20 protein-coding genes are annotated in these 19,400 nt (G+C 47.3%); 14 read left to right on the top strand and 6 right to left on the bottom strand.

Annotated elements, in window-relative coordinates:
- Positions 1–5: 5 nt before the first annotated feature.
- A complete protein-coding gene (locus NSQ37_RS03565) occupies positions 6–1,208 on the bottom strand; it encodes a multidrug effflux MFS transporter (protein ID WP_007407676.1) in 1,203 nt (400 codons plus the stop codon).
- Positions 1,209–1,430: 222 nt separating this feature from the next.
- Here NSQ37_RS03565 and NSQ37_RS03560 point away from each other — a divergent pair, with 222 nt between their 5' ends.
- The 7 genes from NSQ37_RS03560 to NSQ37_RS03530 all read left to right on the top strand — a co-directional run bounded on the left by NSQ37_RS03560 (position 1,431) and on the right by NSQ37_RS03530 (position 8,729).
- Complete coding sequence (locus NSQ37_RS03560; protein WP_007407675.1) at positions 1,431–2,669, top strand: MFS transporter; 1,239 nt, start codon at positions 1,431–1,433, stop codon at positions 2,667–2,669.
- Between the two features lie 161 nt (positions 2,670–2,830).
- The gene (locus NSQ37_RS03555; protein WP_015418458.1) at positions 2,831–3,445 is read left to right on the top strand and encodes a bacilysin biosynthesis protein BacA; all 615 of its coding nucleotides are present in this window, start codon (positions 2,831–2,833) and stop codon (positions 3,443–3,445) included.
- The gene (locus tag NSQ37_RS03550) at positions 3,435–4,145 is read left to right on the top strand and encodes a cupin domain-containing protein (protein ID WP_060673865.1); all 711 of its coding nucleotides are present in this window, start codon (positions 3,435–3,437) and stop codon (positions 4,143–4,145) included. The genes NSQ37_RS03555 and NSQ37_RS03550 overlap by 11 nt, the downstream gene beginning before the upstream one ends.
- Entirely contained in the window at positions 4,142–4,903 is a 762-nt protein-coding gene (gene bacC / locus NSQ37_RS03545; protein ID WP_007407673.1) for a dihydroanticapsin 7-dehydrogenase, read from the top strand. The genes NSQ37_RS03550 and bacC overlap by 4 nt, the downstream gene beginning before the upstream one ends.
- A gap of 17 nt (positions 4,904–4,920) precedes the next feature.
- Positions 4,921–6,339, top strand: coding sequence for an ATP-grasp domain-containing protein (locus NSQ37_RS03540; RefSeq protein ID WP_007407672.1), 1,419 nt, complete (start codon positions 4,921–4,923; stop codon positions 6,337–6,339).
- Positions 6,336–7,517: an MFS transporter gene (locus NSQ37_RS03535; RefSeq protein WP_012118705.1), complete on the top strand. Its 1,182-nt coding sequence runs from the start codon at positions 6,336–6,338 to the stop codon at positions 7,515–7,517. The genes NSQ37_RS03540 and NSQ37_RS03535 overlap by 4 nt, the downstream gene beginning before the upstream one ends.
- Positions 7,518–7,529: 12 nt before the next feature.
- Entirely contained in the window at positions 7,530–8,729 is a 1,200-nt protein-coding gene (locus NSQ37_RS03530) for a pyridoxal phosphate-dependent aminotransferase (protein WP_021494772.1), read from the top strand.
- A gap of 16 nt (positions 8,730–8,745) precedes the next feature.
- Here the strand turns inward: NSQ37_RS03530 and NSQ37_RS03525 are convergent, their stop codons facing one another.
- Both NSQ37_RS03525 and hemQ read right to left on the bottom strand, forming a co-directional pair.
- A complete protein-coding gene (locus NSQ37_RS03525; protein ID WP_007407669.1) occupies positions 8,746–9,525 on the bottom strand; it encodes an SDR family oxidoreductase in 780 nt (259 codons plus the stop codon).
- Between the two features lie 119 nt (positions 9,526–9,644).
- Positions 9,645–10,409, bottom strand: coding sequence for a hydrogen peroxide-dependent heme synthase (hemQ, locus tag NSQ37_RS03520; RefSeq protein WP_052827970.1), 765 nt, complete (start codon positions 10,407–10,409; stop codon positions 9,645–9,647).
- A 261-nt stretch (positions 10,410–10,670) separates the two neighbouring features.
- Here hemQ and pta point away from each other — a divergent pair, with 261 nt between their 5' ends.
- A complete protein-coding gene (gene pta, locus NSQ37_RS03515; RefSeq protein WP_003151012.1) occupies positions 10,671–11,642 on the top strand; it encodes a phosphate acetyltransferase in 972 nt (323 codons plus the stop codon).
- Between the two features lie 37 nt (positions 11,643–11,679).
- Here pta and NSQ37_RS03510 read toward each other — a convergent pair whose 3' ends face one another.
- Entirely contained in the window at positions 11,680–12,657 is a 978-nt protein-coding gene (locus NSQ37_RS03510; RefSeq protein WP_253612741.1) for a YeiH family protein, read from the bottom strand.
- A gap of 115 nt (positions 12,658–12,772) precedes the next feature.
- Between NSQ37_RS03510 and NSQ37_RS03505 the strand changes: the two genes are divergently transcribed.
- The 6 genes from NSQ37_RS03505 (at position 12,773) to NSQ37_RS03480 (ending at position 17,492) form a co-directional block, all read left to right on the top strand.
- Entirely contained in the window at positions 12,773–13,672 is a 900-nt protein-coding gene (locus NSQ37_RS03505) for a LysR family transcriptional regulator (RefSeq protein ID WP_341123225.1), read from the top strand.
- Between the two features lie 46 nt (positions 13,673–13,718).
- Complete coding sequence (locus NSQ37_RS03500) at positions 13,719–14,582, top strand: lipoate--protein ligase family protein (RefSeq protein ID WP_012118702.1); 864 nt, start codon at positions 13,719–13,721, stop codon at positions 14,580–14,582.
- A 165-nt stretch (positions 14,583–14,747) separates the two neighbouring features.
- On the top strand, positions 14,748–14,927 hold the full coding sequence (locus tag NSQ37_RS03495) for a hypothetical protein (RefSeq protein WP_003151018.1): 180 nt from the start codon (positions 14,748–14,750) through the stop codon (positions 14,925–14,927).
- A gap of 48 nt (positions 14,928–14,975) precedes the next feature.
- Positions 14,976–15,899 carry a DUF6895 family protein gene (locus NSQ37_RS03490; protein WP_085341587.1) on the top strand — a complete coding sequence of 308 codons (924 nt, stop codon included), beginning with the start codon at positions 14,976–14,978 and terminating at the stop codon, positions 15,897–15,899.
- On the top strand, positions 15,868–16,665 hold the full coding sequence (locus tag NSQ37_RS03485) for a hypothetical protein (protein WP_025285431.1): 798 nt from the start codon (positions 15,868–15,870) through the stop codon (positions 16,663–16,665). The genes NSQ37_RS03490 and NSQ37_RS03485 overlap by 32 nt, the downstream gene beginning before the upstream one ends.
- The gene (locus NSQ37_RS03480; protein ID WP_085341586.1) at positions 16,656–17,492 is read left to right on the top strand and encodes a hypothetical protein; all 837 of its coding nucleotides are present in this window, start codon (positions 16,656–16,658) and stop codon (positions 17,490–17,492) included. The genes NSQ37_RS03485 and NSQ37_RS03480 overlap by 10 nt, the downstream gene beginning before the upstream one ends.
- On the opposite strand, the gene NSQ37_RS03475 is transcribed toward NSQ37_RS03480, so the two are convergent.
- The gene (locus tag NSQ37_RS03475) at positions 17,482–18,435 is read right to left on the bottom strand and encodes an ABC transporter permease (protein ID WP_012118698.1); all 954 of its coding nucleotides are present in this window, start codon (positions 18,433–18,435) and stop codon (positions 17,482–17,484) included. The genes NSQ37_RS03480 and NSQ37_RS03475 overlap by 11 nt on opposite strands.
- Complete coding sequence (locus NSQ37_RS03470) at positions 18,432–19,352, bottom strand: ATP-binding cassette domain-containing protein (RefSeq protein WP_020957981.1); 921 nt, start codon at positions 19,350–19,352, stop codon at positions 18,432–18,434. Before NSQ37_RS03470 ends, NSQ37_RS03475 begins: the two co-directional genes overlap by 4 nt.
- Between the last annotated feature and the right edge of the window lie 48 nt (positions 19,353–19,400).

The raw sequence follows: 19,400 nt of genomic DNA, 5'->3' as shown, positions 1-19,400 counted from the left end.
GGGCTTTACTTTGTTTTTCGTTTGGCCGACAGGACATAGGATAGAACGGCAAAGAACTCAAAACCGAAAATGCTGACGGCCATCGGCCAGGCATTTTCTTCTCCGGCAATACCGACCAGGGGAGCGGCAGCCGCACCGCCGATAAAGGGCAGGAGTCCGAGAAGAGCTGCAGCGCTTCCCGCGCCTTTCTCCTGTTTCTGCATAGCCAGAGAAAATCCCGTCGTCGTGACGATCCCGACAGAAGAAACAATGATGAATAATGAAATGCAGACCGCCGTCAGGCCTAAACCAAACGCAAGTGATAAAAGCAAAGCGATGCTTCCGATGACGGCGATCAACAGCCCGGAGACAAACAGCTTCCGTTCATCATGTGTTTTGGCCATCCGTCCGGTGATTTGGGTTGCGCATATGATTCCCGCACCGTTTACGGCGAACAGCAGGCTGAACATTTGCGCCGATACGCCGTAGATGTTTTGCAGTACAAACGGCGACCCGGCAATATATGCGAACATGCCGGTCATCACAAATGCCTGGCTGAGCGCAAATCCCATAAACATCCGGTCGCCAAGCAGGCCGCGAAACGTCATCAGCGTCTCCCGGAGTCCGCCGCTTGTCCGCTTTTCCGGCGGGAGTGATTCAGGCAACGCCGTAAGCACGGCGGCAGAAATGATACAGCCGATCACCGCCAGCACGACAAATACGATTTTCCAGCCGGCGAACTGAAGGATAAATCCCCCTGTAATCGGCGCTAAAATCGGCGCCGCCCCATTGACGAGCATCAGTAATGAGAAAAAAGCCGTCAATTCTTTTCCGGAATACATATCGCGCGCGGACGCCCGTGCGATGACGATTCCGGCCGCCCCGGTGAATCCTTGAATAAACCTCATGACAATTAAAAACGAAACAGAAGGGCTGAAGGCGCATAATAAAGAAGACAGCGTATAAAGCAGCAATGACAGAATGAGCGGCTTCCGGCGCCCGATCATATCACTGAGCGGCCCGACAACGATCTGCCCGACCGCCAGCCCCAAAAGACAAAACGTCAGGCTCAGCTGCGCAAGTGACGCTGTCGTATGAAGATCGGCCGCCACTTCAGGCAAAGCGGGCAGATACATATCGAGCGAAAGCGGCCCGAATGAAGCGAGCGTTCCGAGAATCAGTACCATGCCGAGGCCTGCGCGGGCGGCCTTTGAATCAGTGTTATTCATTCCATGACCCCCACCTTAACAAATGATTCTATCACTATAGCATAACCGGACGGCGTATTTTATATCATTTATTGAATACAAACTAAATATTTTATTTAAAATCTGAATGTAAATAAAAAAACAGAATTAGTTTTCATGTGAAATGTAAAATGAAACATAAGGATGCTAAACTATAAAACAACAAAAGGTAGAAAAGTTTTACGGAAGAGGTGTTCAAAGAGCATGAACAGCAAACAAACCGATCACATCGAAACGAAACGCCGATTTCCGATCTGTCTCGCGCTTGCTTTGACATTAGGCGTATTTGCCGCCGGTTCTGAAGAGCTGGTGATTTCTCCGCTGCTTCCGGATTTAGCGCGGGCTTTCAGCTCGGATGTCAGTGTGCTGGCGCTTTCCATCAGTATTTACGGAGTGATGATTTTTATCGGCGCGCCGCTTCTCGTTCCGCTGGGAGATAAATATTCCCGGGAACTCAGCCTGATGACGGGGCTGCTTATATTTACGGCCGGCACGGTGATCTGCGCGTTGGCGCACAATCTCTTTTTCTTCTTTCTGGGCAGGGCGCTTTCCGGGCTTGCGGCGGGTGCGTTTGTGCCGACAGCTTATGCGGTGGTCGGCGACCGTGTGCCTTATGCGTACCGCGGCAAGGTGATGGGCCTGATCGTGTCAAGCTGGTCGCTCGCTTTGATTTTCGGCGTTCCGATCGGCTCTTTTATCGGCGGCGTTTTAAATTGGCGGTGGACGTTTTGGATTTTCGCCCTCATGTCTGTCCTCGTTGCTTCGCTCATTTTCATTGAGGCGCGCCGCAGCACGGCGGATGGGGATAAAACAGAAGAGGAAAACGGACGGCAGGCAGGCACTTTCCGGGATGCGCTGAAGGTGCCCCGTGTCCCTGTATACCTCACGATCACTTTTTGCAACATGATCGGTTTTTACGGCATGTATTCCTTTCTCGGCACATATCTTCACCGCGTGCTGCCGGGGGGGAATACAGCTTCAGGGCTGCTGATCATGGTGTACGGAATCGGTTTTTCCATGAGCGTGTTCACCGGAAAAATCGCAGATAAGGCGGGGAAAATGCGCTCTTTGATCGCGGCATTGGCCGTGATCAGCATATGGCTTTCCTGTCTCGCCTATGCGCCGTCATCAATGCCGTTTTTGGTCATCGGGTTATTCGTCTGGGGATTGATGCAAAGCCTGACGGTGACCTTGCTCAGCACCATTTTAAGTGATTGCTCACAGAGCCGCCGGGGCAAAATCATGGCATTTTACAGCCTGGCGTCCAATTTGGCCGTCACCTTGGGTTCTGCTGTCATGGGTCCGGTCTATGTCGGATACGGATATGCAGCTGTCGGATTTATCTGTGCGGCCGTCACCCTCATCGGCTTTGTCCTCAGCGTTTTCGCATACAGAAGGTATGGGAAATATGAGCATCAGGCCGACCAATCATTGTATCGGTAAAATAAAGTTTCTATAATTTTGTAAATGTTAATTTTTAGCACCCTATTTCATAGGGTGTTTTCTAATATATAGGAATAATTATCAATATTTTCAAATAATATTGACAGCTTGAACGTCTATGGATAATATTTACTTAAAATTTAACAGATTGGTTGGTGCTCATGATTATATTGGATAATAGCATTCAAACGAAAAGCAAGGCTTATTCAATATCTAAACTGATTACGATCAACACGCTCGGTCCTGAAGGGACAAGCAGTGAGTACGCAGCAAAAAACTTCATCACCAATTTTACCCTTCTCCAAGGGGTGAACAGTAAATTATCACTGCATGATACATTTGAATCGTGCATTGAAAAAACGCTTCAAAGTCCGCTGGAATACACAATTGTGCCTCACGCGTATGACGGCATTAAGCACTTCTACATGAGACCGGATCTGCAGCTTCTGCAAATTTTCAGGTGCGACACCCCGATGTACGGCCTGGCTGTCCGGCCCGGTTTTGAATATACGGATGACATGCTTGATCAGACTGTCATCGTATCCCACCCGTCTCCTATCAATTTGATTAAGTATTTTACCCGTAAAGATGTCACGTTTGATCTGGTGAACTCAACGAGCGCAGCCGCGAAAAGAGTGAAGGACGGTTTGTCCGACATCGCGCTGACAAATGAGCTGGCCAGACAAAAGTACGGCCTTCACTTTGTCAAAACATTTAAAAGCATTCCCATGAGCTGGTCATTATTCGGAAAAGGAGAGATTCATGATGAAAACTGAACAAGATTTGCAGGAACTTTATTTCCCGACGCCTAAATTAATAGAATGGGATAACGGAGTAAGACAATATTCGTCCGTCAGAGGAGATACGGAAGTTCTGCTTTCTTACGTTCCGCCGCATACAAACGTGGAACCGCATCAGCATAAGGAAGTCCAAATCGGCCTTGTCGTTTCCGGCGAGCTGTCCATGACTGTCGGAGATGTCACAAGAAAGATGACAGCGCTGGAATCAGCCTATATCGCGCCTCCTAATGTGCCTCACGGCGCAAGAAATGAGACGGATCAAGAAGTGATCGCCATTGATATTAAACGCCTGAAAGCCGGTGAAACCTACACAAGCCCTGAGGATTATTTTTTGAATATTTTTAAAACGAGAGACTTAATGCCCGGTATGGAAGTCACGTTCTTCGTGGAAGACTGGGTGGAAATCATGCTTGCCAACATTCCGGGCAACGGGGGAGAAATGCCGTTCCATAAACACCGCAATGAACAGATCGGCATCTGCATCGGCGGCGGCTATGATATGACCATTGAAGGCTGCAAAGTGGATATGACATTCGGCACAGCTTATTTCTGCGATCCGAGAGAAGATCACGGCGCCATCAACAGATTTGAAAAAGATTCAAAATCAGTCAATATCTTTTTCCCTCCGCGCTATAACAGAGCAAAAGCGAAAAAATTAGAGGCGAAAGAGTCATGAACCTGACGGATAAAACCGTCCTCATCACAGGGGGCGCATCAGGCATCGGTTATGCCGCGGTTCAGGCGTTTCTGAATCAGCAGGCGAATGTGGTCGTCGCGGATATTGATGAGGCGCAGGGAGAAGCGATGATCAGGAAAGAAAACAATGACAGGCTGCATTTTGTGCAGACGGATATTACAGATGAGCCGGCATGTCAAAACGCCATCCGGTCAGCGGCGGACAAGTTCGGCGGATTGGACGTGTTAATCAATAACGCCGGCATCGAAATTGTCGCGCCGATTCATGAGATGGAGCTGAGCGATTGGAACAAGGTGCTCAACGTCAATCTGACGGGCATGTTTCTTATGAGCAAGCACGCGCTCAAGTATATGCTCAAAAGCGGCAAGGGCAACATCATTAACACGTGCTCCGTCGGAGGAGTCGTTGCATGGCCCGACATTCCCGCATATAACGCCTCTAAAGGCGGCGTATTGCAGCTGACGCGTTCGATGGCCGTCGATTACGCCAAACACAACATCCGCGTCAATTGCGTGTGCCCGGGAATCATTGACACACCTTTGAATGAAAAGTCGTTCCTTGAAAACAACGAAGGCACGCTTGAAGAAATCAAAAAAGAAAAAGCGAAAGTCAATCCGCTGCTGAGACTCGGCAAGCCTGAAGAAATAGCGAACGTCATGCTGTTTCTCGCGTCGGATTTATCAAGCTATATGACCGGAAGCGCGATCACCGCAGACGGTGGATACACCGCACAATAGAGAAGGAGTGTTTACATATGGAGAGAAAAACAGTATTGGTTATCGCTGACCTTGGGGGATGCCCGCCGCATATGTTTTACAAAAGCGCAGCCGAAAAATACAACCTCGTCAGCTTTATCCCGAGACCTTTTGCAATTACAGCCTCTCATGCGGCATTAATTGAAAAATACTCGGTAGCGGTCATAAAAGATAAAGACTATTTTAAGAGTCTGGCTGATTTTGAGCATCCCGATTCGATTTACTGGGCTCATGAAGATCATGACAAACCTGAGGAAGAAGTAGTCGAAGAAATCGTCAAGGTGGCCGGCATGTTCGCGGTTGACGCCATTACGACCAACAATGAACTGTTTATCGCTCCGATGGCAAAAGCGTGTGAACGTCTCGGCCTGCGGGGAGCGGGCGTACAGGCCGCTGAAAATGCCAGAGATAAAAACAAAATGAGAGCCGCCTTCAACCGGGCCGGCGTCAAATCCATCAAAAACAAACGGGTGACGACGCTGGAAGATTTCCGCGCCGCGCTTCAGGAAATCGGAACGCCGCTCATTCTGAAGCCTACATATCTGGCGAGCTCCATCGGCGTGACGCTCATCAAAGAGAGGGAAACGGCAGAAGCCGAATTTAACAGAGTCAATGAATACCTGAAGTCGATTAACGTACCGAAAGCGGTCACGTTTGAAGCGCCGTTTATCGCGGAAGAATTTTTGCAGGGCGAGTATGACGACTGGTACGAAACAAGCGGTTATTCCGACTATATCAGCATAGAAGGCATCATGGCCGACGGAGAATACTTCCCTGTCGCAATTCATGATAAAACACCGCAAATCGGATTCACGGAGACATCGCATATTACGCCGTCCATCCTGGATGATGACGCGAAGCGGAAAATCGTCGAAGCAGCCAAAAAGGCGAATGAAGGACTCGGCCTCGAAAACTGCGCAACACATACAGAGATTAAATTAATGAAAAACCGGGAAGCCGGACTGATTGAATCAGCGGCACGATTTGCGGGCTGGAACATGATTCCGAATATTAAAAAGGTCTTCGGCGTCGATATGGCGCAGCTGTTATTGGATGTTCTCTGTTTCGGAAAAGAAGCCGATCTGCCGAAAGGATTATTGGAGCAGGAGCCATGCTATGTCGCCGACTGCCACTTGTATCCTCAGCATTTCAAAGAAAACGGCCAGCTGCCTGAGACGGCTGTCGATTTCGTCATTGAAAGCATTGACATTCCCGACGGCGTCTTAAAGGGAGACACCGAAATCGTTTCTTTCTCGGCGGCCGAGGCGGGTACATCCGTGGATCTGCGGCTGTTCGAAGCGTTCAACAGCATTGCGGCGTTCGAGCTGAAAGGAAGCAATTCGGGCGACGTGGCCGAATCAATCAAACAAATTCAGCAGCAGGCGAAGCTGACTGCAAAGTATGCGTTACCGGTATGAAACAGCTGAAACCGAACTCTAAGTATTTGCTTTTCGGGCAGGCACTTTCGTTTATGGGAGACTATTGCGTTCTCCCGGCTCTGCTCATTTTGTCTACATACTATCACGACTACTGGGTGACGTCCGGCGTCATCGCGGTCCGCAGTATTCCGATGGTGTTTCAGCCGTTTTTAGGCGTGCTCGTGGACCGGCTCGACAGGGTGAAAATCATGCTGTGGACGGATGTGATCAGAGGTGTCATCTTTTTGGGGCTGACATTTCTCCCGAAAGGCGAATATCCGCTGCTTTTTCTGGCGCTGCTGTTTGTTTCTTACGGAAGCGGCGTGTTTTTTAACCCGGCACGTCTCGCGGTCATGTCGTCTTTAGAAGCGGATATTAAAAATATCAACACTTTGTTTGCAAAAGCCACGACGATTTCGATTATTGTCGGCGCTGCAGCCGGCGGACTTTTTCTGTTAGGCGGTTCTGTGGAGCTTGCCGTCGCCTTTAACGGGGTGACCTATCTTGTCTCCGCGTTTTTCATCAGCCGCATTAAGCTTCAATACGTGCCGATTCAGTCAGAAAACGTGAGAGAAGCTTTTCAGTCGTTTAAAGAAGGCCTGAAGGAAATCAAAACAAATGCTTTTGTGTTAAACGCCATGTTCACGATGATTACGATGGCGCTTTTGTGGGGTGTCGTCTACAGCTATTTCCCGATTGTCAGCCGCTTTTTAGGCGACGGGGAAATCGGAAATTTCATCCTGACGTTCTGTATCGGCTTCGGCGGCTTTATCGGCGCCGGTCTTGTCAGCAAATGGGGCTTTAACAACAATAAAGGGCTGATGTATTTTACAGTGTTATCGATCGTCTCGCTTGCGCTGTTTTTGTTTACCCCGATTTTCGCCGTGTCAGTCATTGCCGCCATTCTTTTCTTTATCGCAATGGAATACGGTGAGGTGCTGGCGAAGGTCAAAGTTCAGGAGAACGCGGCGAACCAGATTCAGGGCCGGATTTTTTCGGTGGCGGAGGCCTCCATCGGATTGTGCATCGCCGTCGGTTCCATGCTGATCAACATTGTAGACGCGGCAGTCATCATGGCGTTTATCGTCCTTTTGGTCAGCGGGCTGTTTCTGCATACAAAACTGGTCAATAAATCCTTTTCAGAACGGAATAACGAATCAGAGCAAATTCATTTATAAGGAGCCTTTCAGATGGAAATCATACCGTCCGACGTCATCAAGACACTTCCGAAACAGGAATTTTCGCTCGTTTTTCAAAAGGTAAAAGAGATGGAGAAAACGGGAGCCCAGATCATTAACCTCGGGCAGGGGAATCCCGATCTCCCCACACCGCCGCATATCGTTGAAACATTGCGGGAGGCTGCGCTGAATCCTTCGTATCACGGATACGGCCCGTTCAGAGGCTATCCGTTTCTGAAAGAAGCCATCGCGGAATTTTATGAGAGAGAGTACGGGGTATCGGTCAATCCGGAGACAGAAGTCGCGCTGTTCGGCGGAGGGAAAGCTGGTTTGTACGTTTTGACGCAATGCCTGCTGAATCCCGGCGATATCGCCTTAGTCCCGAACCCCGGCTACCCTGAGTATTTATCGGGCATTACAATGGCCAGAGCGGAGCTGCATGAGATGCCGCTTCATCCGGAAAACGGCTATTTGCCGGATTTTGAGCGGATTGATCCTGCCGTCCTGAAAAAAGCCAAGCTGATGTTTTTGAATTACCCGAATAACCCGACGGGCGCGACTGCGGATCAGGCGTTTTATGAAAAAGCGGCAGCGTTTGCAAAAAAACATGACATCCACCTTATTCACGATTTTGCATACGGCGCGTTCGAATTTGATCAGAATCCGGCCAGCTTTCTTCAGGCGAAAGAAGCGAAAACGGTCGGCGCGGAGCTTTATTCATTTTCGAAAACCTTCAATATGGCAGGCTGGAGAATGGCATTTGCCGTGGGGAATGAGAAAATCATTCAGGCGGTCAATGAGTTTCAGGATCACGTCTTCGTCGGCATGTTCGGCGGTCTTCAGCAGGCGGCAGCGGCGGCGCTGTCAGGAAATCCTGAGCATACCGAGCGTCTGAAGCGCACATATAAAGAACGGATTGACTTTTTCACGGCGTTATGTGAAAAGGAATTAGGCTGGAGCATTGAAAAACCGAAAGGGACTTTTTATGTATGGGCTGAAATTCCGAATGAATTCGAGTCTTCACACCAGTTTTCGGACTATCTGCTGGAGCATGCCCATGTTGTCGTGACGCCCGGAGAGATTTTCGGCAGCGGCGGAAAGCGTTATGTCAGGATATCAATGGTGGCCAAGCAGGGCGATTTAAGGGAATTCGTGCTGCGGATTCAAAAGCTTGGTTTGTCCTTTCCTTCATTACAAGAAACATCCCGCTGAGAGCGGGATGTTTTTATTATATGCTTTTCATGCTGCCGCCGTCGGCTGACACTTGCTGTCCGGTAATATAGGAGGCTTCTTCAGAGGCAAGAAAGGCAGCCAGCGCCGCGGTTTCTTCCGCAGTTCCGACACGCTTCATCGGGACGCCTGAGGCAATCCGTTCTTCCGCTTCCGCTTTAGAAATGCCGTTTTGCTTCATGACATTCTTCACGAATTGGTGATAACGGTCTGTGGCGATAAACCCGGGATTCAGACAGTTGACAGTAATGTGAAAAGGCGCAAGCTGAATGGCGATGTTTTTGCTGGCATTAATTAAAGCGGCGTTCATCATGCTGTTGGTAAACATATTGGCGCCGGGTTCTTTCCATAGGTTTCCGACGATATTAATGATTCTGCCGAATTCGTGCTGTTTCATGATTGCTGCGGCCGTTTTCATAGAGTCGATATAGGCGATCGTTTTATTCGTAAAGGTATTTGTCATATCCTCTATATCGCAGTTTTCAAAGGTATCCGGCGAGCCGCCCGGAATGTTGTTGATCAATACATCAAGCCGTCCGCATTGTGATCTGATCTCTTCAAAAATGCCGGCTCTTGTCTTCTGGTCCGACATATCCCCGGCCAGAACGGTGACGCCCGCATCCGGATGTTTGGCGAGGATCTCTTCTTTTACCGATTCGATATTTTCGGGAACTCGTGAATTAATGACGGTATGAAAGCCATTGTCCGCCAGTTTCAGAGCGATCGCTTTGCCGATCCCCTGACTGGCTCCCATAATAAACGCGGTTCGTTTTGACAACTGTCTGCACCCCTTTACCAAAATGGAATCTCCTTTACATCGTAAAAAAAAATGATAAAAATAGCAAATTTTATTTAAATTCTGACAAAGGAAAAACCCGCCGGACAGGCGGGTGGGTGTTACACGTGCAAAAACTTCGGAAGCGTGTCGAGAGACAAGCGGTTTCCGACAAAAAATGAACCAAATTCGCCGTAGCGCGCGCTGACTTCATCAAAGCGCATTTCGTAAACAAGTTTTTTGAACTGAAGCACATCATCGCTGAAGAGCGTGACGCCCCATTCGTAATCGTCAAAACCGACAGATCCCGTGATAATCTGTTTGACTTTGCCGGCATAGCTCCGTCCGATCAAGCCGTGGCTTCTCATCAGGTTTCTGCGTTCATCCATAGAAAGCATGTACCAGTTGTCATTGCCGCTTCTTCTTTTATCCATCGGATAGAAGCAGACGTATTTCGCTTCGGGCAGCTCAGGATACAGGCGGGCGCGGACATGCGGATTTTCATACGGATCGCCTTCTCCGCTTGCGAGGTAGTTGCTCAGTTCAACCACGGACACGTAAGAATAAGCCGGGATTGTGAATTCAGCAAGCTTTGATTTGTTAAATTCAAGCTCGATTTCGTTCAGCTCTTCCATTGTCGGGCGAAGAATCATCAGCATAAAATCAGCTTTCTGTCCGACGATGCTGTAGATGGTTTGCGAGCCTTTGCCTTCTTTTTGGGCGACGCCCCATTTTTCAAGCAGTCCCGTAAATTCGTGAATAATCGACAGGCGCTCATCGCTGGATAACATCTTCCATGACGCCCAGTCCATTGTGCGGAAATCGTGAAGCGCGTACCAGCCGTCAAGCGTTTGGGCGGCTTCGTTCGTTTTTTGCTGCTCACTCATGTATCTTCACTCCTATATCTTTTCATTACATTGATGCCTTCACTATATCACAGTTTAACCGTTTCGGCTGTGGAGAAACCTTGAATAATCCGAAGCCTTGTGTCAGAAACTATGCCGTGAACAAACGGTCAATTAAATTAGTTAGAAAAATAAGATTTCTTTTTGAAAGCGCTATAATAGAAGTTGGTTATTTGAATTTAGCTGGAAGAAGAGTATGCTGTAAAAGTAAGCGTTTTTTGTCAACATAGAGGAGGGTATATCGTGGCAGATTTATTTACAAAAGTACAAGAAAAAGTCGCAGGAAAAGATGTGAAAATCGTATTTCCTGAAGGGTTGGACGAACGTATCCTGGTTGCGGTCAACAACTTGGCGGGCAACAAGGTATTAAAGCCGATCGTAGTCGGCAATAAAGAAGACATTCAAGCAAAAGCGAAAGAATTAAATCTTACGCTTGACGGCGTGGACATTTTTGACCCGCATACATATGAAGGCATGGAAGAACTCGTTCAGGCTTTCGTAGAACGCCGCAAAGGCAAAGCGACGGAAGAACAGGCCCGCAAAGCTTTGCTGGACGAAAACTATTTCGGCACGATGCTTGTGTACAAAGGTCTCGCAGACGGACTTGTCAGCGGAGCTGCACATTCTACTGCTGATACGGTGCGCCCTGCACTGCAAATCATCAAAACAAAAGAAGGCGTGAAAAAAACATCAGGCGTCTTCATCATGGCCCGCGGTGACGAGCAGTATGTGTTCGCTGATTGCGCGATCAACATTGCTCCTGACAGCCAGGACCTTGCCGAAATCGCCATTGAAAGCGCCAATACGGCTCAAATGTTTGACATTGACCCGCGCGTTGCCATGCTCAGCTTCTCTACAAAAGGATCGGCGAAATCAGACGAGACGGACAAAGTGGCTGAAGCCGTGAAAATTGCGAAGGAAAAAGCGCCTGAGCTTACGCTTGACGGCGAATTCCAATTCGACGCTGCATTTGTGCCGTCTGTCGCGGAGAAAAAAGCGCCGGACTCCGACATTAAAGGAGACGCGAATGTATTTGTATTCCCAAGCCTTGAAGCAGGAAACATCGGTTACAAAATCGCTCAGCGCTTAGGCGGCTTTGAAGCGGTCGGACCGATTCTGCAAGGATTAAATATGCCTGTAAACGATCTTTCCAGAGGATGTAATGCGGAAGACGTCTACAATCTTGCGTTAATTACGGCTGCTCAAGCGCTGTAATCCGCAAAAGCCGGCCTTTACGAGGGCCGGCTTTTTTTTATAGAAAAAACGTCACTGCGGCCCAGCCGAACAGGGACAAACAGAGAGAACCGATCAAGCCTGCTGCGAGCGCCCGCCAGCCGTTATGACGAAACGCCGATATATGGACTTTCAAACCGAGACCCGCCATCGCCATGCCGATTAAAACATAAGACACTTGAACAAGAAACGCGGAAAACGAGGCTGAAATAACGCCTGATGTATGGATGGCGCTCATTCCGAGAAATCCGAAGATAAACCAAGGGATGGGGAGCGAAGCGGCAGAAGCCGTCTTTGACTTTCCGCTGCGGCGAGCCCGCATTCCGAGCATGAATGCGGCCGGGACGAGCAGCGCGACCCGGGTCAGTTTGACGATCACCGCCATCTCGACGGCTGCTTTTCCTCCGGCGCTGCCGGCCGCCGCCGCATGCGCCACCTCGTGAAGCGTTGCCCCGCAAAAGGCTCCGTAAGCCGCAGGAGAAAAGCCCAATCCATGATAAGCAAGAGAATATACAACAGTAAAAACGGTTCCTAATAACGAAACGGCGGCCGCGCTGATGGCGGCTGCATTTTCATTTGATCTGATCTGCGGCGCGATCGCGGCAATGGCAGCCGCCCCGCAGATCGCTGTGCCGCAGGCTGTCAGCGTGCTGAGTGTCTGATCTATACGGAACAGCCGGGACAGTCCGTATACAACGGCACCCGCAAACATCATACAGCAGACGGCAATTGCAAATACGTGCCAGCCCGCATGATAGATATCCGCCAGATTCAGTCTCATGCCAAGCAGGATGATGCCTGCTTTCAGCAAGTATTTGCCTGAGAACGCGATCCCCGGCTCTAATGCCGCCCGCTGTCCGAATACGGCGCGCCAGAGCATGCCGATCAGCATTGCAAGGACAAGCATTCCGAACATATGAAAAAACGGCAGGCGGCTGACATAGAAAGCCGCAAACGCAATTCCTGCGGTAACTGAAACACCTTTTACCATCTTCATCTCAGTCACTTCCCATTATCTTGATAAGTCCACTTTACTGCGGTCTTAATCATTAGTAAAATATATTTATATGATCTAAACGATTAGGAAAAATAATAATTAGGGGCGATGCTTTTTGTATTATGGGGAACTGAAAACATTCATTGCCGTCGTGGAAGAAAAAAACTTTACAAAGGCGGCGCAGAAGCTGATGATTTCTCAGCCGAGCGTCAGTCTTCACATTAAAAACCTGGAGAAAGAATTTCAAACCGCTTTGCTGAACCGCTCTCCGAAGCACTTTACGACTACGCCGACGGGGGACATTCTCTATCAGCGCGCCAAGCAGATGGTCTTTTTGTACGAACAGGCGAAATCCGAAATTTACGCCCATCATCATTATGTCAAAGGGAAGCTCAAAATCGCCGCGAGCTTTACCATCGGCGAATATATTCTGCCGCCGCTTCTCGCAAAGCTTCATAACGAGTATCCCGAGCTGAACCTGGACGTCATGATCGGAAACACGGAGGAGGTCAGCGAAGCGGTTCGGATGCTTCAAGCCGATATCGGATTAATTGAAGGGCATACGGGGAAAAACGAGCTGGACATTCAGCCGTTTATGGAGGATGAATTGTGCATTGCCGCACCGAACGGACACCCGCTCGCCGGCAGAAAAAACATCCCGGCTGCCGAATTGCAAAATCAAGCATGGGTGACGAGGGAGAAGGGTTCGGGAACGAGGGAATATTTAGACCACGTTCTTCAATCAAACGGACTGCGGCCGAAATCCATGATGACGATCAGCAGCAACCAGGGCGTCAAAGAAGCCGTGATCAGCGGAATGGGTCTTTCCGTTCTGTCAAAAAGCGTGCTGCAAAAGGATCTGCTTCACGGCAGCATTTCCGTGCTTGAGATAAAAGGATTCTCCTTAAAACGGAAACTGTCTATCATCCAATCTTCCATTATGGAGAACACAAAAAACAAAGAAATCTTCATCACTCTATTGAACAGCCAATTTCAATCATCACAAGCGGAGTGATATAATAAATGCATGGAAAGCCTATGACGAAAGGGATTTAAAATAGATGGGAAAGCAACCGATTGATTTACTGATGCAGCCGAGCTGGAGAATCATTGACCAATCCAGCCTCGGCCCTTATTTTGATGCGAAGCAGTCATTCGCAATGGATGATACGCTGTGCGCCTCCGTAGGCAAAGGGGAATCGCCTGCGACAGCACGCTCTTGGGTGCACCACCGGACGATCGTGCTCGGCATTCAGGACACGCGCCTGCCGTTTTTAGAGGACGGCGTGAAATTGCTGGAGGACGAAGGCTACCGTGTCATTGTCCGCAATTCCGGAGGCCTCGCCGTCGTACTGGACGAAGGCGTATTGAATATCTCGCTTATTTTTGAAGACGAGAAAAAAGGCATCGACATCGACAGAGGCTACGAGGCGATGACAGAGCTGGTGCGGCGGATGCTGCGTCCGCACCATGCCGAAATTGAAGCATATGAAATTAAAGGATCGTACTGTCCGGGCAGCTATGATCTCAGCATCGGCGGCCGAAAATTCGCGGGAATTTCACAAAGACGCCTGCGGGGCGGAACCGCGGTTCAGATTTACCTCTGCGCCGATAAAAGCGGAAGCGAACGCGCCGATCTGATCAGACGTTTCTATCAAGCCGCTTTAAAAGACAAAAGCAACGATACAAAAGGCGTATATCCCGATATCCGGCCCGAAACGATGGCTTCATTAAGCGAATTGCTGCGAACGGACATTACCGTGCAAGACTTAATGCTGGCGCTTTTGACTGAACTGAAGGAACTCAGCGGACGCCTGTATGCAGCCGGATTATCGCCGGAAGAGGAAATGGTATTTGAAAAAAATCTGACCCGAATGCTGGAACGGAATGAGAAGGTGTTCGGCACGCAGGAAAGCTTGGACTAAGTCCGGGCTTTTTTTTTTTTTTTTTTTTTTTTTTGGTAATTATATACTATTTAGTTATAGTGAAAAAGAATCGTTATATCAAAACTAGTTTACATTATATACCTTATTTGATTAATATATTTATGTAGGTTCCAAATAATTCTATAAACTAAAGGAGATGGAGATATGAACTTTAAAAAAATAAAAGAAGAAAAAAGAATCACGATCCCGACACATTTGTTAGCCGGAGATGCGGAACAATCAGGCAATTCTTTCGCTTGGAGCGGCTGGGTGCTTGTAGTGCCGAGCCAAGAAGACAATCAAAACCCGAATTTGAATTTCTCTGATTTAGCCGCTCAAAAGTAGGATAATCACTGTTTGGAGCCTACACATCTGAGACGAGGCGGTGAGAGTTTGACACAAGAGTATATAACAGAAATTAAGCGGGGAGCACTGTCATGGATTGTTAAAAATATCCATTATTTCGATATGAATCATAAAGTAGCAAATGATTTCAGGTGGCGCCTTAAAACATTTATAGAACTCATTTTTCTTACCAATTACCTGATCAGAAATCAGGCAGATGATAAGGAAGTTGCTGTTTTAACGGAGTTTATTACAGAAAGGCTCCGTAATGATCAGCTTGAAGAATTTATTCATTTTGATCCGGACGGTCTCGCCGGATTGGCTATTGCGGGTGAATTTCTTACCTTGACTGATCATCCGTCACGGGCTTCGGTGATATGGGAGCTGGAAAAATTCACGGCAGCGCGTTTTGATTGCAGCCTTGCTAAAGTTCCCTTTCGGAAAATGGATCTGAAGTACAGTCTGCAAAGAGCAGGCGTAACCTCGGAAATAACGGATTTTTCTGACTTATATCACTACACAGCAGCTGGTCAGGATATCCCAAATACATATATGACGGATCATGATGCGTACAGCATCACTCATACGATTTTTTATATAACAGACATGGGATGTTCTTCGCTTACGGATAAAGAGTATCATCTGCCGTCGTTAAAAGAAAAGGTCCTGAAATTTCTCGGGATCTATATCTGTCTTGAGAATTTAGATATTACCAGTGAATTATTGATGTGCAGCTCTTTTTTACATATCAACATGGATAAGGACAACCATAAACCGCTCTATGAAGCAGCCTGGAATAAAATCTATCAGGGCCGAATGAAAGAGGGGAATGTCCCGAGCATCACCTATCAACATAAACCCGGTTTGACAGGTGAACAGCGAAGAGAAGATGTGTTCAAACATTGCTATCATACAACACTTGTCGCCGCTGGTGCCGCGCATGCCTGTCTTAGAGCAGAAAGGAACGATTAACTTGAATAGATTAGCTGAAGAGACAGACCAATTTTTATTATCTTTTGCTGAACAATCGCTTCCGGATCAAAAGAGCATTCAGCTGTTTGCCGGCTTCTGCAAGTACTACAGGAAGACGAGCCATTCTTCCGCTGTAAAAGAACATACTGAAAGGATTGCCTCCGCTTTCGTTGATAAGTCATGCTGGGAAGATCTGTTTCACTGTAACACGGCCATTGTCAATGAGTTGATTCATATCTATTTAACGGCAAAAGCTTATAAAAAGAAGCAGGGAATGGATTCGGATGATCAGGTCATACGTCACGGATTGCAAAACGGCTATCTTATAAAAAAAGAATGGCCTTATTTTAAATACGCCGAATTCGTCGGTTTGCTGAGCGAGCTGGGAATGTCAACTGACCATGAAAAAGTGCGCTTTTACAAGAATTCGATGTTTCAGCCTTTGCTCCATGACGCATGGAAAAGAACAGCTGAAAACGAGCTGGAGTTTGTCGAGTACTGTCTTCTTCATTTGAATGAGGGAGAGCATCTGCTTCATCCCGGCTTGAAAGTGTCCATTCAAAAATGGCTTGTGTTTTGTCTCGGCAGCCGAAAAATGAAACAGCTGTGCAATATGTTATTTATCCAATCGTGTATCGATCCATTTTTTTATGGCTGTCAAGCGGCTCTTCATCAAATAAATAACGAGAATCCATCCATTCATTGTGCGCCGGCTCTTCTGCCGGCGATTGAGATTCTGAATCTGGAGTGTGGAACATGCAGATAGTCAAGGAACATTTTAATATAAAAAAAACAGAAGAATGGCTGCTGGGTTTTTGGAAGAACATTCAGCTGCAGCCGGAAGAAATGGAAGCAGATGATCTCATGCACCTGTTTTGCGGTTTAGCGGCATGTCATCATGTTGAAAGCAGAAAGGATACAGAAGAAGTTATTCTATTCCTAGACTGTTATTTCGGAGAAAAAACACACGAATGCCATCCGGTCCTGTTCGCGTATGCGTATCATGTGTACCGCAGGATAGATGCCGCAAAAAGCATCTTTTTTCATAACGGACTTGAACAAATGGCCCGCGGTTTACAAGAGGAACTGAAATCAGAGTCCTCCTCTATGATCCTCATGGTGTTAGGGGCTTATTTTGGGGCGGTGACTCCGGAAGAACTGATCGTGTTCTTAGAAACCGGGATGAAACGTGAGGCCGATTTGCTCATGGCGCCGGGCAGCATCCAGCAAGAACAGGCGGATGCCCTTTATGCCGTCACTTATTTGCAAATGAATGAATTGCAGCCTTTTCTCACGGAATGGTACAAAACATCAGACTTTGCTTTTTCAGGTTTAATGTTAGCCGAGTGCAGAAAGTATCACATTGACGCCGTTGCAAAATACACTGCCATTATGAAATTTCTCCAATTCGATGAGGCGCTTTTTATACGGGAAGGGCGGGAATTTCTACACTTTCAGCAGCGAAGCAGCGGGAGCTTCGGTTATTTGAATCCATTAGCGATGGACCAAGGGGCGGCCAGCGGCAAATTGCTGGACCGGCAGTATTTCCTGCCGTCCGCTCATTATGCCGCCGCCTCTCTGTCTATGCTGTAATGTCTCTCTTTTGAAAGACGGAAAAAGAAATCAATAAACAAATAAGAAAGTAGATCGCTATAACCGTCATGGAATAGGGGATGTTTAACGTTGAAATCGCATCACCCGCGCTTTTATTTACATAAGCAACGAGATTTAAATGCGGAAAGAGCGTAAATTTATACCACGTAAATTGGGCAAGCAAATCAGTTCCGCCCAATATACTGCCGGCAAACAGCAGTAAAATCGATAAGCAAAGGGAGAGCGCCTGGCTTTTGCACAATACTGACAAAGTGAACGCAATGGTGACAATGCTTATAATTGATATGAAACGCAAAAGCAGAATGATTCCGGATGCTTTGATTGAACTGATGGTATACAGACTGTCATTTAAATGAGTATAGACGAGCGGATATGAAGCATTGGAAAAACCGAATAACACGCCGCCGATCAGCAAACAGCTCACACAGTAAAATAAGTAAATCATACCGGTAAACAGAAGGGAGGCCAGAAATTTCGATGTTAAAATCCGCCATCTTCGGTTCGGGCTTGTAGCGATAAACTTAATCGTTCCAAGGGCAAACTCTTTAGAAACAACCCCGCTGACGGTTAAAATCGCGGTCAAGCTGACGAAAATCTCAAGCCCGTTTGAAGTAACCGTGCCGAAAAACCTCCAGCCGTTCCATTCATAAGGGTTGATGTTATGCTCCAAATAATAGTCTTTATTCTTAACATCAGCAGAATAATAAACGCCTGTCGTTTCAGCGGGTTTATCAATTTCTTCCTGTTTTTTTTCGGCGAGAAGCCGTTCTTTCCAATTGTTATCCGAGGAAGCATCTAACTCATGATTCATAATAAGGCCGGCCAGCAAAACGATGAGAAACAGGAAAAAAAGAGATAAAAGTGTGCCTTTTTTTCGGGTTATTTTTATGAATTCGTTCTGCGCCAGATGAAATATGCTCATACCGCGTCCTCCTGATCTGTAATCATCATGTATTTCTCTTCCAATGATAAAGTTCTTGCAGAAACGCGGGAAATCAGAATCTCTTTCTCTGCCAAAGATTTAATGACATACGGGATGGTATCTTCTTCCGCTTCCAATTCAATGATGCGGCTGTCTTTTTGCTGTACTTGAAGAATACCGTCCTGCTCTAATATTTCTTTCGCCCTTGCCGGATGATCGACCGTGACGGTAAACAGTTTTTTCTGACCAAGGTCATGTCTGTTCTTCATGTCTTCAATTCCTAAAATCCGTCCCTTTTTAATATAGGCAACCCTATCGCAAATCTCCTCCATTTCCGACAATAAATGGCTTGATAATAAAATGGAAACCCCTTGCTTCGCTAAATCGGAAAGAATGGTGCGCAATTCTTTCATTCCTTTAGGATCGAGGCCGTTCATCGGTTCATCCAGAATTAATAATCCGGGATTGTGAAGAAGAGAATAAGCGAGCCCCAAGCGCTGTTTCATACCTAATGAGAAATGTTTCACTTTTTTGCGGGCAGCCTGCTCTAGCCCGACTTTTGCAAGGGTATTCATAAGGTCATCCGTTCGCAGCGAGGTGCTGCGCAGTTTAGTAAAATATTTTAGGTTTTGCAAAGCGGTCATATTCGGATACATATCCGGGCCTTCAATGATAACCCCGATATGTCTCATAAAATATTCAAAGTCGCTGTCCGGTCTGCCTCTGAATGAAATGGCTCCTTCTGTTTTTTTAATAAGCTGTACGATCATTCTGAAAATAGTGGTTTTTCCTGAGCCGTTCGGCCCTAAAAGGCCGAAAATCTCGCCTTTTCTCACATCGAAAGAAATTGACTGTACAATAGGGGTATGATTGATTGTTTTAGAGACATCTTTTAATATCAGGGCTGGTTCAGTCATGATATTTGCACACCTTCCTTATGATTTAGGGTAAAAGCCGTCAAAACC

This window comes from Bacillus sp. FSL P4-0334 (assembly GCF_038004825.1).
Classification (GTDB): Bacteria; Bacillota; Bacilli; order Bacillales; family Bacillaceae; genus Bacillus; species Bacillus velezensis.
This window is presented reverse-complemented; position numbering and strand designations above follow the sequence as displayed.